Origin of the sequence: Streptomyces albipurpureus, assembly GCF_023701525.1 — a bacterium.
GTDB classification, from domain to species: domain Bacteria; phylum Actinomycetota; class Actinomycetes; order Streptomycetales; family Streptomycetaceae; genus Streptomyces; species Streptomyces albipurpureus.
Map to the genome: position 1 here is coordinate 14,974 of NZ_JAMQAW010000041.1, position 15,567 is coordinate 30,540.

12 protein-coding genes and 2 pseudogenes are annotated in these 15,567 nt (G+C 66.3%); 3 read left to right on the forward strand and 11 right to left on the reverse strand.

The features are described from left to right. Positions 1 to 8: 8 nt before the first annotated feature. From NBG84_RS30245 to NBG84_RS30255, 3 genes and pseudogenes are all read right to left on the reverse strand, one after another. Positions 9 to 344, reverse strand: a pseudogene (locus tag NBG84_RS30245) (tyrosine-type recombinase/integrase); the annotation flags it as partial. 54 nt (positions 345 to 398) lie between these two features. Beyond that, positions 399 to 848: a hypothetical protein gene (locus NBG84_RS30250; RefSeq protein WP_250922846.1), complete on the reverse strand. Its 450-nt coding sequence runs from the start codon at positions 846 to 848 to the stop codon at positions 399 to 401. Positions 849 to 858: 10 nt separating this feature from the next. Then, entirely contained in the window at positions 859 to 1,512 is a 654-nt protein-coding gene (locus NBG84_RS30255) for a hypothetical protein (protein ID WP_250922847.1), read from the reverse strand. Positions 1,513 to 2,432: 920 nt separating this feature from the next. On the opposite strand from NBG84_RS30255, the gene NBG84_RS30260 reads away from it, so the two are divergent. Beyond that, the gene (locus NBG84_RS30260) at positions 2,433 to 3,275 is read left to right on the forward strand and encodes a hypothetical protein (RefSeq protein WP_250922848.1); all 843 of its coding nucleotides are present in this window, start codon (positions 2,433 to 2,435) and stop codon (positions 3,273 to 3,275) included. A 1,075-nt stretch (positions 3,276 to 4,350) separates the two neighbouring features. Here NBG84_RS30260 and NBG84_RS30265 read toward each other — a convergent pair. Further along, positions 4,351 to 4,566, reverse strand: a complete 216-nt coding sequence (locus tag NBG84_RS30265) for a DUF6243 family protein (protein WP_250922849.1) — start codon at positions 4,564 to 4,566, stop codon at positions 4,351 to 4,353. Between the two features lie 385 nt (positions 4,567 to 4,951). Here NBG84_RS30265 and NBG84_RS30270 point away from each other — a divergent pair, with 385 nt between their 5' ends. Then, a complete protein-coding gene (locus tag NBG84_RS30270; protein WP_250922850.1) occupies positions 4,952 to 8,008 on the forward strand; it encodes an FG-GAP-like repeat-containing protein in 3,057 nt (1,018 codons plus the stop codon). A 279-nt stretch (positions 8,009 to 8,287) separates the two neighbouring features. Here NBG84_RS30270 and NBG84_RS41795 read toward each other — a convergent pair. The 4 genes and pseudogenes from NBG84_RS41795 to NBG84_RS30290 form a co-directional block, all read right to left on the reverse strand. After that, positions 8,288 to 8,463, reverse strand: a pseudogene (locus NBG84_RS41795) (tyrosine-type recombinase/integrase); the annotation flags it as partial. Positions 8,464 to 8,621: 158 nt separating this feature from the next. Continuing rightward, positions 8,622 to 9,902, reverse strand: a complete 1,281-nt coding sequence (locus NBG84_RS30280) for a VWA domain-containing protein (RefSeq protein WP_250922851.1) — start codon at positions 9,900 to 9,902, stop codon at positions 8,622 to 8,624. Positions 9,903 to 10,651: 749 nt separating this feature from the next. Next, positions 10,652 to 11,863 carry a S8 family peptidase gene (locus tag NBG84_RS30285; RefSeq protein WP_250922852.1) on the reverse strand — a complete coding sequence of 404 codons (1,212 nt, stop codon included), beginning with the start codon at positions 11,861 to 11,863 and terminating at the stop codon, positions 10,652 to 10,654. A gap of 397 nt (positions 11,864 to 12,260) precedes the next feature. Beyond that, positions 12,261 to 12,737: a DUF2399 domain-containing protein gene (locus tag NBG84_RS30290; RefSeq protein WP_250922899.1), complete on the reverse strand. Its 477-nt coding sequence runs from the start codon at positions 12,735 to 12,737 to the stop codon at positions 12,261 to 12,263. 57 nt (positions 12,738 to 12,794) lie between these two features. Between NBG84_RS30290 and NBG84_RS30295 the strand changes: the two genes are divergently transcribed. Continuing rightward, positions 12,795 to 13,040: a hypothetical protein gene (locus NBG84_RS30295; RefSeq protein WP_250922853.1), complete on the forward strand. Its 246-nt coding sequence runs from the start codon at positions 12,795 to 12,797 to the stop codon at positions 13,038 to 13,040. Positions 13,041 to 13,402: 362 nt separating this feature from the next. On the opposite strand, the gene NBG84_RS30300 is transcribed toward NBG84_RS30295, so the two are convergent. From NBG84_RS30300 to NBG84_RS30310, 3 genes are read right to left on the reverse strand one after another with little or no spacing between them, the layout of a single operon-like run. Continuing rightward, a complete protein-coding gene (locus NBG84_RS30300) occupies positions 13,403 to 13,603 on the reverse strand; it encodes a ferredoxin (protein ID WP_250922854.1) in 201 nt (66 codons plus the stop codon). Between the two features lie 6 nt (positions 13,604 to 13,609). Then, complete coding sequence (locus NBG84_RS41230) at positions 13,610 to 14,797, reverse strand: cytochrome P450 (RefSeq protein ID WP_250922855.1); 1,188 nt, start codon at positions 14,795 to 14,797, stop codon at positions 13,610 to 13,612. 26 nt (positions 14,798 to 14,823) lie between these two features. Further along, a complete protein-coding gene (locus tag NBG84_RS30310) occupies positions 14,824 to 15,561 on the reverse strand; it encodes a class I SAM-dependent DNA methyltransferase (protein WP_250922856.1) in 738 nt (245 codons plus the stop codon). Positions 15,562 to 15,567 lie beyond the last annotated feature (6 nt).

Sequence of the window (15,567 nt, forward strand, 5' to 3'; positions counted from 1 at the left end):
AGACCACATCAGGTGTCGCGTGCCAGATCTGTGCCAGATGCTTGGCCATCCGCGATCTGTCGTTGCCTCTCGACCAGCTGATCGAGCCCGGCAGCCACCTCCGTCTGTCGCTCATGGTCCGAGTGCCGATAGATCAATGCCGCCCACTCGGTGGACTGCCCGGCCCGCACCATCGTGTCCTTGAGCGTGGCCCCGGAACGGGTCGCGAGGGTGTGCCCGGTGTGACGAAGATCGTAAAAGCGGAAGCCGTCCGGAAGGCCGACCGCCGTACGAGCCCTACGCCACTTGCGCCCGAAAGTGGACCGCCGAAACGGCTTGCCCCACTCCCCGACAAACAGCAACCCGCTCCGCCGACCTTGGCATTCGTGACCCGATGAGGCTCTGACACCCTCAGGTAGCTAGCACTTCAACAGAGCAAGGGTGACGGGAGGGCATCCCAAACGAGCAGTAAGATCAGATACAGCGACCCGCAGGTACGGGTGGACCGCGAGCTGCGCCGAGATCTGCCCAAATGCGACAAGGCTACTTTCTGTCACATCTCCGCCCGGCTCATCCTCAGCGGGGAATTCGAAAAGAGCACCCAAGTGCAATTGCAGCTTTACCGCATCTTTCCCTTGGTCGCCTTTTAGTACGATCTCATGCTCAAAGTGGTAGGTAAGGTTGCCCTTTTCCCTACCTATGCCCATTGTGGTCTCCAGCGACTTAATCTGCTGGAGCTCGCCCGATGCCTCAATGTCTAGGACCTCCGCATGCAGAAGGAAGGCCCGCACATCAATGAGTTGAGCATGAGCGACGACGGGCCGGGCCTGCTGGTTTAGCTCAGCAGACTTCTTGATCTTGAAGGCCACTGACACATCCCTAGTGACTTTGAGTAGTAGACAGCGGCCCGCTTCTCACAACTTGAGACCCACGGTTCCAGGAGTTGACCCATGCTTTCGTCACTCGACCAGAACGGGCGTGAAGTTCTGACTGCAGGCCAACCGGAGCGGTGATCTCATAGAATTCCAGACCGACGTGCTGCTCGCGCGATAGATTCCCCCAACGCAACAACCAGTTATCGACGATCACCATCTCGTCGCGCGATAGACCGAACTCAAGGTCCGCGACCTCAGGAACGTTGTGACGCAGCCACTCATTCACGGCAGCCCATTCCCAGATCTTTTTACCATTGGGGGAACCAATGGGCGTGGGGAATGGCTGGCCCTTTCGACGCTCACCCTGAACTAGTTGACGGACGCTCTCCCGGCTGCGATCTATTCGGCGGGCGATCTCCGCCGCATCGACCAAATCACGGTCAATACGCGTCACCATAACGTTCAGATGCTTTTCGATCTCAAACGCTGCACACTTCGCAGCCATGGCACCATTTGGATGACCTTCCATATAAACGGTCAGAAGTAGCCGTCCAAAGGATTCAGCCAGCAAGCCGTCAAAGTGGTCGTAGAAGGTAGATTCACTGGCCGACATATCGCTCGGCAGTGGTGCTTCAAACTTCAGGACATAGGTCTTCATCGTCGCCCCCCAGCCAGCTCAGCGATGCAACCTGTTGACACTCGTCAACAGTACGGTACCCGCTGGGGGCCTCGTCAAGCACTTGTCACTCTGACGGACGCTTCACGCTGCGTGGGTCACCGTCCGGCAGCGGGCAGGTCCTGGCCTCACGCACGAGGTCGCGAGCATGCCGCTCAGCCACCCGAGGCGTGCCGTTCACAGAGATGCGGTGACACCCAGCCGTGCACGTCAAGAGACCCCAGTGTCCACCTGCGTGCAGCATCCACCCCCCTGAAACCATGATCTTTTCCAGGGCCTCACGCACGGGTTTCTCCTTGTGCTTGTGAGGCTGCAGCTCTTCCCCCACCCATCCCCCTGATGGTGAATCCAGCCCGTTACCGACCTATTGCGCCAGTCCGAAGATTACACCGCGTCAGGTACGCATATGAATCTATCGTCACGGGGGAGATCACGAGCAAGGTCGATTTATCACCCACTGGGCGAACTAACCCGTTGGATTGGCGTGGTGATCCATTTCGATGGTGAGGCTCTGAGCAAGCAGACACTAACTGCCAGCGCTCCTACTTTGGCGCCCGATTGGTGGGGCCACGTCAGGGACCCAATGGAACGCACAACGGTTGTCGGCGTGCCAGATGCCTGCCAGAACGAACGGTGAGCCCCGGTCAACCTCGGTGTCCTGCAGCAGGGGCCACAAGGGACTGTCGGAGCCGTTCAGCGCCACCACCGATGCCTGGAGGCTCATGATTCCCCAGCTCAGAGCGCGAGTTCGATTCTCGTCACCCGCTCCAAAGGACCCCCCCAAGCCAGAGACCCGGGGGCGTTCGTATTGTCTAGCCGCACGAGGCGTCGCAAGTGGCTAGCACGATGGGGTCGCGGCACTAAACTAGAAGCAGCAGTGCCAGATAGGGCATCCTCGCGGCATGGACCTGGCGGGGATCGGCGCCTTCTCAGCAGCAACTGTGGCAGCGCTTGGCGTCTCAGCTGCTGTCGTGGTGGGCCGTTGGCAATTGCGCGGCGCACTGCGAGGAGCTGAGGAGACTGGCCGTGCTGGCGTTGCTCAGGCGGAGTCGACTTACAGAGCTGCCCTGGATGCCGTCCGTATCGAAGCTGACACGGCTCATCTGCAGTGGCGACGTGGCATCCGGCGTGACGCGTACACAGGGTTCCTTTTGGCGATGACACGGTGTGTGCAGACCGCCGAGGCGCTACCACGGAATCGAATAGAGACGACTCAAGTGCTCAGTGTCGCCGAGGCTGAACTTACACAGGCGAAAAATGATTTGAGCACAGCCCTTTGGGTGGTGAAACTCGAAGGGCCCACCACTGTCGCCGAAAACGCCGCAAGCGTGTTTTCGCTCCTCTGCGAACTCACTGAGGCGCTAGCTCGGAAGGCTGAGTCCCACCGGGCGGCCAGCACCCTTCATTACCTCAGCTTGTCCAATCCCCAAGCCGGCGAGCTGGACGTCGCGTTGATGGGATTGGCGGTGGCGGTAGACGAAACGGGTTACAACGCCCGCACGGGGGCAGTGGATCCACCGCATGAGGAGGTGGCAGAGGGGGTCGAACGCGCAAGGGAGCTGTACGGTCAATTGTCAGACGTTATAGGAACTTATGAATGGGTCGCGCTGCTCAACGAAGCACTCGGCTTTTTCACCGACCCTGAGGTGCTCAGTCGTCAGCTCTCGTCGGCTGTAGAGCAACTCCTCCCTGCCTGCAGGCAGGCTCTGGATGCCGCATCCAGCACAGATGATCTTTCCCCTTGACAGCAAATCTCTGAGTATCCACGGCTGACATCGACGACGCCGGACGGGGGCGTACGCCAGCACTCGTGTCTGCCCGCAGCAGTGCGAGGCCACGCTGACACTGTCAGCTCCTCAGCGGCTACAAAGCAATGCTCTCGGAAGAGAAGACACACTGAGTGTCTAACTGCGTGACAACGCGCACGCACTTCGGCGGACAACCGGGCACGTCTGTGGACCATCGCACCAGCTCATAGGTACCCGACCCAAGGCAGAGCCCCCACTCAAGTTGCTTCGGGACGAAGAGGTCGGCTGTACAGCGACCCCAGCACCCTCGTTCCTACCGTTTCCCTGGGAGCTCGCAGTAGGTGGTACGACTGTTCTGACCGATCCGGCCAGAGCTACGGATCGGAAGCTTGCCCTTGCCAGATCGACCGGTCAGTCGCGGTCACCCAGAGCCCGGGAAGCGCGCGATCCTGTATTGCCCTGCACGCTTGATGAGCCAGGAAGACGACTCCGCCGCCCCTGCCAGGCTTACAAAGCAGTGATCACACGGGCTACCGAAGGCACGCACCCCGCATCACAAGTCGGGCAACGTCAGCCCAACGCCGCTCTCGTGAGCTGGTTCGAGTGGCTTCGGAACAGGCGGGCATAGACGGCTCGCCACGCGGTTCCCTCAGCAGGCCGCACCAGATACGCACCAGATCAGGGAGGAAACACCGGTCGGCTGCGGCCACAGCAACTGATCGACATGCACCGCTTCCCGTACCGTTCGCGCAGGTCAGGGCCATCCCCTTGCAAAGACGATCCTTGATTCCCAAGCTCAGAGCGCGAGTTCGACTCTCGTCACCCGCTCCATACAGAAGCCCCAGGTCAGCAGCCCGGGGCTTTGTTGTTGTCTAGACCAATTTCGGGACCTCGCACCACTACGCACCCGGAGGACGCCCCGACGAGGTGCAGGACATGATGATGCTCAACGGGCGGCTGGCAGCAGCCAACCTCGATCAGCGCCCAGCCTCTCCCGGAGTTCCTCACCACTTGCGCAGTTCCGCGACGGCAAGCAGGTCTCGGGCATTCTGAACAGCCCGGCCCCGCGGCGTCAGCTCTGGTCGGTGTCGTCGCCCGTCTGCCCGGTGTCCTCAGCTGCGCCTGCCTTCTCGCGCATCTTGCGCACCAGCTCCGCCTTCTGGTCCGCGGCACCCTGGCGGTCGAGGTTGCGGTGCGGGCCGTTGTTCTGCCGTTCGGCGCGGGACAGCTTCTTGCGCTGCCCGCCGCCCATGCCCACGGGGTTGTTGATGTTCTTGCTCACGGTCACGGGTCCTCCCGGTAATGGTGTGAAGTGATCTACGGGTCTATCGGTGGGGACGGGCGCGGCGACGTCGAAGGGCGTCAGCAGGGGCCCATCGCGCACTCACTCGTAAATCGGCGTCTGGAGGAGCATGACAAAGACGTTACCCGGTTCCGTCGGCCCCGCACGCCAGGCTTTTCGCCGCCAGGGCGCAGGCCGGGCCTTCGGCCCCGCACCGCCGCCTGCCGCCTCCCCGACCCATGGGTCATGCACACGTAAATGCTATAGTCCCGCCACTCGCCTGGGGGGGGTGTCTGAACGTCCTGTCTGCCGCGCGTCCATGGCCTGCGGCTCAACGGCGTACGCACAGGTCTCTCCAAGCCTTCGACCACCGTCCCTGGAGAGGTCCCGCATGGGCAGACGTGCGCTCGTACGAGGCGCCACCGCCGCCGCCGTTTCCTTCACGCTCGCCGTCGGGCTCGGCCCGCTCTCGGCCGGCAGCGCGCATGGGGGGACGGTCACCGGAGAGGTGGTCGTGCCCGCCAGCACGGCCATGGTTCCCCGAACGGGCCTGCTGAGCGCGGGATCCTCGGGGTTCCTCCGGTACGAGGAGGGGCGGGGCCAGTTGTGGACGACGTACGACGGTGTCGACACGGTCGTCGATGCCTCGGGCACGGACGCGTACGGCGTCACCAGTGCCGGCGCGGGCTCGGACGTCGTCGCCCGCTACAACAGCTCCACCCGGACCGTGACGCTGCGGAACATGACGTCCGGCCAAGTCAGCACCGTCGCGCTCCCCGACGGACACTCGTACTACAGCACCCTCGGGTCGACGGTCGTCACAACGGCGGGAGCCCCGGGTACCAACTCCGTGTGGCATCTGCTGGACGTCCGGACCGACGGTTCCGTCACCGACCGCACGGTGGAAGGCGTTCCTTCCGGCGTCCACCTGTGGCCCGCCACAGGGTTGGGCGACGCGCGCGGACAGGTCGTGCGGTACCGGAAGGGCGACGACGAAGTCACCGGATGGCTCGATGTCGAGCAGGGGCGCTTCACCGCCCTGCCGTACACCGTGCTGCCGTGGCACTCCATGGTCGCGCTCAGCCCCACCCACCTGGTGTGGTGCTACGACGGCACCCTGCATGTCGCCTCCCGCCAGAACCCGGCCGCCGCCGTGCGGACCGTTCCGGTCGGCAATATCGCGCAGGTACTGGGCCTGGTCGGGGACACCGTCGTCGTGTCCCGGTACGACTCCGCCCTGGGCCAATACGACCTCGACCGCGCGGTCTCTCGGGTGGAAGCCGTCCCTCTCGACGGCTCCGCGCCGCGGACGCTGCTGGCCAGGACGTCACGGCAGGCCGTCGCGACTCCGGACGGCGGGCTGCTGGTCGCGGGCGGCGCCGACCCGGACCGCTGGGGCGTCTCCCTCATCGAGGCCGCCGGGGGCGGCGGCGGGGTCACCGTGCGCCGGATCGCGGACGCGTACCCCAGGCAGACCGCCCACACGGTCTCCCAGCTGACCCTCACCCAGGGACGGTTGACCACCGTCGAGCAGGATCCCGTGGGTGACTGGACGTATCTCCACACCCGTGAGACCGGAGTGGCCGGCTCCCCCACGGCGGGGGCACGCACCACCCGCGGCCGTATCGCGCCGGAGATCTACTCGTACAGTCGTCCTCGTCTGATCGACACCGGCGACGGCCGGACGGTCTTCTCCGGCTACGGCACGAGCGCCGTCCAGCAGCCCCAACTCCTCGGGCCCGCGCAGTCACTGCCCGGCACCCGGATCGACAGCTCCCGCAGCTTCCAGACCGCGATCGCCGCCAACGGCCGCTTCGCCGCCCTGGCCAGGCCGCACGACAGCAACGGCGTGGTGGAGACCCGGATCGTCGACCTCGACACCGGGCGCACGGTGTACACGACGACGGAGACCGTGCGGGCGATGTGGGGCACCACCGTGTGGGTGATGTCCGGCAACGACACCGTGGTCCCCGTCGACCTGCTGACCGGGAAGCGGGGCGAGCCGGTGGGGTTCGGACGCGGCTGCCTGCTGAACGACTTCCAGGCGGTCGGTCGGTGGCTGCTGTGGAACTGCGTGCTCAACTCGGAGGGCCAGGGTGTCTACGACACCGTCACCAAGCGGAACCTGACCCTCGTCTCCGGCTCCGGCTGGGAACAGGCGCAGCTCGGAGACGGCTTCGTCGCGACGGTCGAGGCCGGCCGGCTGAAGGTGATCGACGTCCGCAGCGGGACGCCGGTGTCGCACACCGCCGGGAAGTTCGAGGGGAACGCCTGGGACGTCGACCCGTACACGGGCGTGATCGCCCAGCTCCGCTCCGACAACACCATCCGGCTGACCTCCAGCGATGTCCCCGTCTCCGCCCTCGCCCAGCGCGACGCCACCGTCGCCGCCTCGGTGGACGTCAAGGGCGGCGCCGCGCAGTGGAGCCCGAAGTGGTGGCTGAACAAGACCGCGGCCTCCTGGAAGCTCGTGATCAACAACAGAGCCGGTACGGCCGTGCGCGCGCTCTCCGGCGGTGTGGCACGCGGTGTGGTGATCCCGGCCTGGAACGGCAAGGACGACTCCGGCCGGTTGGTGTCCAACGGCGGCTATGACTGGAAGTTGACCGTCACCCCCGCGGACGGGCAGGGCGCGGCACTGACCAGGACGGGCACGGTCAGGGTCACCGGAGCAGCCGCGGCCCGTCGCGACTTCGTCGGATCGGACGGTTTCGGCGAGCTGATGACGCTGAACGGCTCGGGCGGGCTGGCGTACCAGTACGGGACGGGGAAGGGAACGTTCACCGGGAGGCGAACGGGCTCCGGGTGGCCGACCACGGTGAAGGCGGTGCCCTTCGGCGACCTGAGCGGTGACCGGTGCAACGACGTGCTCGTCCGGTTCAGCAGCGGCGCGTTGCGCGCCTACCGGCCCGCGTGTGGGGCCGCGGCGACGCCTTCCACCGCGTACACCTCGCTGGGCTCGGGCTGGAACCAGTACGACGTGCTGACCTCGCCCGGGGACATCAGCGGTGACGGCCGGGCGGATCTGATCGCCCGCCGGCCGTCGACCGGCGACGTCTACCTCTACAAGGCGACGAGCACGGGCACACTCTCCGCCAGGGTGAAGATCGCGTCCAAGTGGACGGGATACAAGAAGATCCTGGGCGCGGGCGACCTCAACGGCGACGGTTACGCCGACCTGCTGGCGCAGGACAGGTCGAACGAGCTGTGGCGCTACGACGGAACCGCGACCGGCAAGTTCAAGAGCCGCGTGAAGGTCTTCAACAACTGGGGCGCGTCGTACAACGTGATCGTCGCCGTCGGCGACATCACCGGCGACGGCAGAGTCGACATCGTCTCCCGCGACACCTCCGGCACCGTCTGGCGCAACAGCGGCAACGGCAAGGGCTCCTTCGGCGGTCCTACGAGGATCGCCACCGGTTGGCAGGGGTACAAGGGCCTCTTCTGAGCCGGCCTTTGCCACTGCCCCGCGGGCCCGGACGACGTGATGCGTCCGGGCCCGTTCCATGCCCCGCATGCCCACGACACCCCGGCCACCGCTGCCCGCGAACGAACCACGGGTGAATTCCGGATCTGCCCCGGTCCGGGACTCGAACTGCGCATTCCGCTCATTCAGCGCGCAGGGCATGACCTGCGACCAGAACCGCGGCCCGAGATGGCACGCCGGGAGGTCAGCCAAGCCCGGCGGACCAGCCTTCCCGCCCGAGCGGCCTTCCCACCTAACGTGGCGGGCCGGACCGTAGGCGGCGATGTAGACCATCAGCCGCCAACGCTGCCCCAGAGCGTCGGCAAGCGCGCCGACCTGGGCAGCGGGCACGATGGATGTCGACCGCGGCGCCGCGGACTCCTTACCCGCCCCTCGATCCGGCACGGGTTGCGACGGATCAGCCCGTCCTCCGTCGCAACCCGTGACCACGGCAGCCCCACTGTCGACGAACGGACCGCTGAACGCCAGTAGGTTCGGCCGCTGGGATTCCGAAGCCTGGCCCGCCAGGCAGCGATCAGAGTCCTGAGGCGGTGTGGCGGGTTCGAATGCGACGAAACAGCGCCAGGTCAGATACCTACCGAAGCACACCAGCCGCCCGAGCGGCCGTCAGCCAGTCCGGGAACTCCTTCATGAGGCGATCGTAGAGATCAGCGTCTGGGCGCTTGGCGGGGTGCTGGCCGGCGCCGAAGTAGCCCGCGTTGTCGATGGTTCTACCAGTGAGGGTGTCGAGGCTTCGGAGGAAACGAAGATCCCGGCTCATTCCGAACCCGATGAACTGCCAGAAGATCGGCAGGGAACTGGACTGTCGCAGAAGCTCCCTTGTTTCCTTGCGGTCGAACGGATCCCCGTCCGTCTGGAAGATCACAAAGGCGGGGTCGGTGGACCGACTGGCTCGATAGTGATCGATGACGGCCCGCATGGCTGGCGCATAGCTCGTGCCGCCCCAGTCCAGGGATCGGTGGAGGGAGTCAATGCGTCCCTGGTAGTCGTGCAGGCTGATGTTGGTGACCAGGTCGACACGGTGGGAGAAGAACACAAGCGGCACAGTGCCATCGTCATCGAGGTTGGCGGACAGTCCCAGCGCTTGCTCCGCCAGGTGCTGCATCGTTCCGTTGTCGTAGAACCATCCCATGCTGCCGGAATGGTCGAGCACGAGGTAGACCGCCGCCCGTTGGCCCATGACGTGATGCTTCACAAGGGAGACATGAGCCGCCTTGTAGAGGTTCACCAGCCCGGGTGCCGACCTCTGGACCTTGTCCAGGCTGATGGCTGGCCCTGAAACCGGACCGGTCTGCGTTGGGGTCGGGGATGCGGATGGGGATGGGGATGCGGATGGGGCAGGATCCTGAGGATCGGTACCGTCGTCATCGATGACGACACCGAAGTCGGTGGCCAGGCCCGCCAGGCCGGTGGCCCACCCCTGACCGACCGCACGAACCTTCCATGCCCCGGCTCGTCGATAGATCTCCACCAGGATCACGGCCGATTCCTGGTGCGCGAAGGGCTCGGGAACGAAACCGACCTGAGCGCCACCGCATTGAACCCGCACTCCCAGAGTGCTCCCCGCGTCAAAGTACGCGGGGGCCAGTTGAGGGTCCGCACAGGCGACGATCACCATGCGGTCCACCGTCGCGGGTACCGCGGCCAGGTCGGCGCGTACTACCTGCCCAAAGAGGCTGACTCCGTCCTGCGATGGATGGTTGTAGAAGACCAGATCCTCATCGCCGCGCACCTTGCCCTCTGGTGTCAGCAGCACGGCGCAGACATCGATTTGAGTACCCGTCGATGTGAGAGTGACCTCGCAGAGCTCCGTGGGCAGTGGTGTGTTTCCGCCCTTGGTGAGCACGGTAGTCATGGCTGGCCCCCCTTCCAGAAGAGGCAACATAGCCCCCGAAAGGCGCATGCGCCAAGCCTCACCCAACGCGGCTCCGGTCGCCGGACCGCACTCCCGACCCCTGGGGTCTCACCCCCGCGCACAACCCCACGACCCATGTCCACAACCCTCTTACCTGGACCGCCCCGTTGGGATTGGCGCCCTATCGGCCCGGCCCGTCACAAGGGGGTCTCCGGAGGGTTTCGACACGGCCAGCAGGATGCTGCGGGAGAGGGCCGGTCACCTTGGCGACGATATCGTTGTGCAGGGCAGCCGCGCCGGGGGAACCGCTCGCCCCGACTCCCGGCATCGACTTCGCGATCCGCGTCGACTCCCAGAAGTTCGATGGGCTGATCGGTGAGAGATCCGGCTTCCCCAACCCCGACAGCGCGAAAGAGAGAACGATGCTCCACGCCATGGAGACAGGGAAGATCCAGGCAGGTGAAGCCGGACTACGCGGCTTGCGGGCGGAAGGGAACTCGCTTCCACCATCCATGTGGTCGTCACCAGCGCATGGATGAGAACGGTGCGGGAGCGCGCTGCCTCACGGCCGCTATCAGCCCGGGAGGTTTGACGAGGGATCTCCCGTCGCTCCGCTTCGCCCCGAGTACCACCGCGGGCGGCCTGCCAGCGACCGGGTGAAGGTGGCCGACGGGGCGCGGGAGCGGGAGCAACAAGGCCGCAGACCCGTACGGGTAACGGCCCCGTGCGGGTCTGCGGTCGTCATGTCGTTATGGGACGAGCCTCAGCAGTTTGTTGGGGGAGCCGGCTCCGATGGCCGTGAGGACATTGGGGGTGGCACCGTTGACGAGTGCCGTCGCCACGGCCGCCGGGGAAGCACCGGGGTGATTGGTCAGATAGATCGCGGCAGCGCCGGAGACATGGGGCGCGGCGAAGGAGGTGCCGTTGCCGGTGTAGGTAGCGGTGTCGGAGTTGTTCCAGCCGGCTGTGATGGCCGAGCCGGGCGCGAAGATATCGACGATCGGGCCGTGGTTGGAGTAGGTGGCCTTGGCGTCGGTCCTGGTCGTGGCGCCGACGGTGATCGCGGTGGTCACCCGGGCCGGGGAGTAACCGGACGCCGGTGCGCCCGAGTTGCCGGCCGCGATGGAGTACGTGACTCCAGAGGCGATCGACCGCCGGACGGCGTTGTCCAGTGTGGGGCTGGGCCCTCCGCCGAGGGAGACGTTCGCGACGGAGGAGGCCACATGGTTGGCGGTGATCCAGTCGACGCCGGCGATGACGCCGGCCGTGGTACCGGAGCCGGTGTTGCCGAGGACGCGCACGGCGACGATCTTGGCCTTCTTCGCCACGCCCCAGGTGGTCCCGGCGGCGGTGGTGGCGACATGGGTGCCGTGCCCGTAACCGTCCTGGGCGATGGGGTCGTTGTCGATGAAGTCGTAGCCGTTGAAGGCACGGCCGGCGATGTCCTGGTGGGTGATGCGGACCCCGGTGTCGAGGACGTAGATGGTCGTGTTGATGCCAGCCGAGTCCGGATAGGTGTACGTACCGTTCAGCGGGAGGTTCGCCTGGTCGATCCGGTCCAGGCCCCAGGGCGCGTTGTACTGGGTGGCGGTCGAGTGGACCTTCTGGTCCTGCTCGACCGAGGCGACCGCCGGGTCGGCGGCGAGCCGCTTGGCCTCGGCGCTGCTGAGCGTGGCGGCGTAACCGTTCAACGCCGCGGTGTAGGTGCGCTTGATCTGGCCGCCGTAGCCGGCTATCAGTTGCTTGCCGCGGGCCGTGGCCGCCGTGAATCCAGCGGTCTGCTTCAGCGTGACGATATAGCTTCCGGGCACCGCGCCCGCTGCTCCGGCCTGCAGGATTCTGCCCTCGGGCTGGGCTGCCTGGGCGGGTAAGACCGCGCCCGCTCCGACTGCCAACGCCGTAGTCGCCACGGTGGCAATCGCTACGGCGATCCGCCGCTTGGTGTTGCGCACTGCTGCCATCGAGTGGTCCTCCTCGAACGGTGGCGCGCCAGGAGTACACGCGCCCGCTGGGTGCGGCGTACGGGGTCTGTACGCCGCAACTGACGATGGCGCGACGCTTTCGGGCAGGGCAAGCATGTGGCGGATGTTGCCATGCCCACGACACAAAGCCATGTGTCTGCCAACTCGGCTTCACACAAGGCAACATGACCGTCGTCTCGCGTGCACGAACCATCGGTCCAGGGGCACGGCCCGAGGACCGCGGGAACGGGGGCCTTCCCGGCCCCTGCTCGCCCTGAGGCTGCCGATAGGACGCCCCTTCAAGGAGCGGGTCAGCTTCGTACGCGCTCAGCGCGGCGCGAACCTGATGCCGCCCGCCTCATCCAGCACACCTCGGTAGTGCACCTGGTAAACGCCCCTATACGGCCGCGTCAGCGAGGTCGCCGGCAGCCACCACCAGGTCGTCGAGAAGCGAGTCGGCCACTGTCTCTTCGACGACGGCCATGCCGCGCTCTGCCATGGAGGAGGTCAGGACCGGATCCCATGGGGCCTTGGTGATCCTTCCGAGGGGAGGGCCATGAGGGGTGTGGGCGAGTGCCGCGAGATAGTCGCCGGCCGCCATCCGCCAGGGGACGGCGGGCGTCTTGTCCATGACGTAGGCGGCGATGCGTATGCCCTCGCCGTCGAAGTCGCCGTGGTAGCGCAGCGTGGCTCCTTGCTCGGCGAGCGCGCGCAGCAGCTGGATGACCGCGCTGTTGGGCCAGCCCGATGTACAGACCAGGGGTGGGCAATGAGGACCGAAACGGCGTAGGTACTCGGGGTGGGCAGGGTGGCCCGCGGGTCTCTGGGTCGAGGCGGGTACGGGTGCACTTCTCGCCGGGGAGGCACCCGCCACGGCGCCCAAACAACGGGCGCTCTTCAGAGCATCCAGGAAGAGGAGGACACTGCTCGTATGACCCTACCCAAAACGCATCATTGCTCAGCCTGCTCGGACGGTGCCGCCACGGAGACAGTCGTTCATGAAGACCTGGTCGTCGGAGCACCCCTGTCCATGGAAGATCTCACCGACGCGGAGCGCCTCGATCGGTTCGCTCGTAAGTACGCCCACGACGGTTGCCAGGTCAAAGAGGTCAGGCGGGTCACACAGGACAGCTTGAGCGGCTATGCCTGGTCCGTTCGTTTCACCGAGAGTCCGTGACGCGTTGATCACCGGGCAGCTCCGGGAAGAGCGCCGCGAGGAGGAGCCTGGCCGATGAACCCTCGCTTCGTGTAGTGGACGCGAGAGCGTGTCTCGCCGGGCGGGAGCCTTGCGTGTCACGCCCTCTTCATGGGCCGACGTGCACCGCTGGCACCAGCGGCGATGGTCGAACGCGGAAGTGGATACCCCAGCGCAGCCGACCCGGGGTGCTCGTGCGCGTCAGTCTGAGGGCGCCCATGGAACTCAGTCCAAGAGCGCTCCGTGCCCACGCCCGTACGGAGCACGGGGGCGAAACGGGCCACCCGCGGCGCACGGGACTGACCCGCCGCGGGCCAGACGGCCGGGGGTCAGACGGCCGGGGGTCAGACGGCCGGGGCGTTGATGGTGATCGCCTCCACGGGGCACACGGCCGCAGCGTCCTCGACCCGCTCGTCCGGCGCGCCCGCGTCTTCGCGAAGTCGGGAGCGGCGGTCGGCGTCGAGGGCGAAGTGGCCTGGAGCGGTTGCCGCGCACAGGCCGGAGCCGATGCAGAGGGCTCGGTCGAGTTCGATGCGTTCGGTCATCGGACCTCACCACCCCACAGGGAGGGTGCGTGGGGCGCGGGTGGTCAGACCGCTGGTCCAGTCGGGGCGAGCGGCCGCGTGGAGGGACGGAAAGTGCCTTGTCAGGCCGGTGAGCGCCTCCTGGATTTGGACCCGGGCGAGTTGTGCGCCAGCGCAGAAGTGAGCGCCGTGTCCAAAGGCCAGATGAGAGGGAGCGGCCCGGGTGAGGTCCAGCAGATCGGGCTCCGGGTAGATGTGCTCGTCATGGTTGGCCGATGAGGTGGGTGCGATCACGGCCTCCCCCTCCTTGATCTTCACCCCACCGAGCACGGTGTCCTCGGTGGCCACCCGAAGGTTGGCGCCCAGGGTGGCCTGCGCGTACCGCAGGAGTTCCTCGACCGCGCTGGGGATCAGTGCGGGCTCGCGGCACAGCAGCGCATAGCGTTCTGGCTGTTCCAACAGCAGATGGACCAGGCCGGCGAGCCGGTTCGATGTGGTGCCGTAGCCGCCTGCCAGCAGGACGATGCAGAACGAGATGAGTTCGCCCTCGCTGAGCTGGTCTCCCTCGTCCCGCGCCGCGATGAGCGCACTCAGCATGTCCTGGGCGGGATCTGCCCGTTTGGCAGCGATGAGCCCGATGAGATAATCCGTCATTTCTTCCACTGCGGCGGTCACTTCGGCATCGGACCGGGCGGTTACGCTCCGCAGTGCCTCGTTCCAGGCGTCCAGTCGTTCGCCATCCACCCGAGGGGTCCCCAGCAGATCGCAGATCACAGCCAGCGGTAGGGGGCGGGTGAAGTGTGCGACAAGGTCCCTGGGGGACGGCTGCCGGGCCAGTTTCATCAGAAGGTCGTCGGTGAGCAGCGCGATGGAAGAACGCATGGCCTCGGCACGGCGGCCGGTGAGTGCGGGCGCGATGAGCTTGCGCAGCCGGGAGTGATCGGGCGGGTCGGCGGCGAGGATCGAGTCCGGCAGGGTGGTTGTGCGGTTGATCCGGGGGCCTTCTCCCCGGGTGGCGCGGGAGCGGCTGAACCGGGGATCGGCCAGCACCCGGCGGACATCGGCGTGCCGCGTCACCAGCCAGGCGGTGTCACCACTGGGCAGTCGGACCTTGACCACGGGTGTATGCCGGCGTAGTTCGGCGAATTCGGGGAGTGGGCCCAGTCCGTCCCTGGACGGGAAGGGGAACGGCAGCAGGTCTTCCTTACGGTTCACAGCACCCTCCGTCGTCGGTCGACCGGTCAGGCACGTTCGTATACGGAGACGTGGTAGGTGCTTTCCTGGCTGAAGGGTGCGCCCGACCAGTCGCCCCAGCGTTCCTTGATCCGTAGACCGGCCCGCTCCGCCATCAGATCGAGTTCGCCGCAGCCCGCGTAGCGGAAGTCGACGTGCATATGCCGGGTGCGGCCGTCCGCGTGGATGACGTAGTGCGAGCGGTAGCGCTGGACCGAGGGGTCAAGCTGTCGGTAGCAGAGGACGAGGTGGTCCTCGCCCTCCATCACCACTTGGGGTCCGGTCGCCGCCGCCAGGGCCTCCGGTAGATGGGAGTCAAAGACGAAGACCCCCGCGGGTGCGAGCCGCGCTGCCACCCGGGCGAAGCAGCGTGCCTGGCTGGCTTGGTCGGGGAGTTCAAAGAACGTGCCACCGGCGAGGAAGACCAGTGAGTAGGTCCCGGTGACGGAAACCTCGGCGAAGTCCCCGACCGTCACCGGGACGCTCGCTCCCCCCGGCTTCTCCCGCAGTCGGCGGACCATGGCCTCGGAGCCGTCGATTCCGTGCACATCGATGCCGCGTTCCCGCAGTGGCAGAGCGATCCGGCCGGTGCCGATGCCGAGTTCGAGTACGGGGCCCTCGCCGGCGAGCGCCGCAAGGGCGCTCACCGTGGCTCCGCTACTGCGACGCTTACCGAACCAGCGGTCGTAGTCTTCCGCGAACTCTGCGGCGTACCCGGGATGGAAGGCGGGGCGGTCAAGGGTCATGGGGCT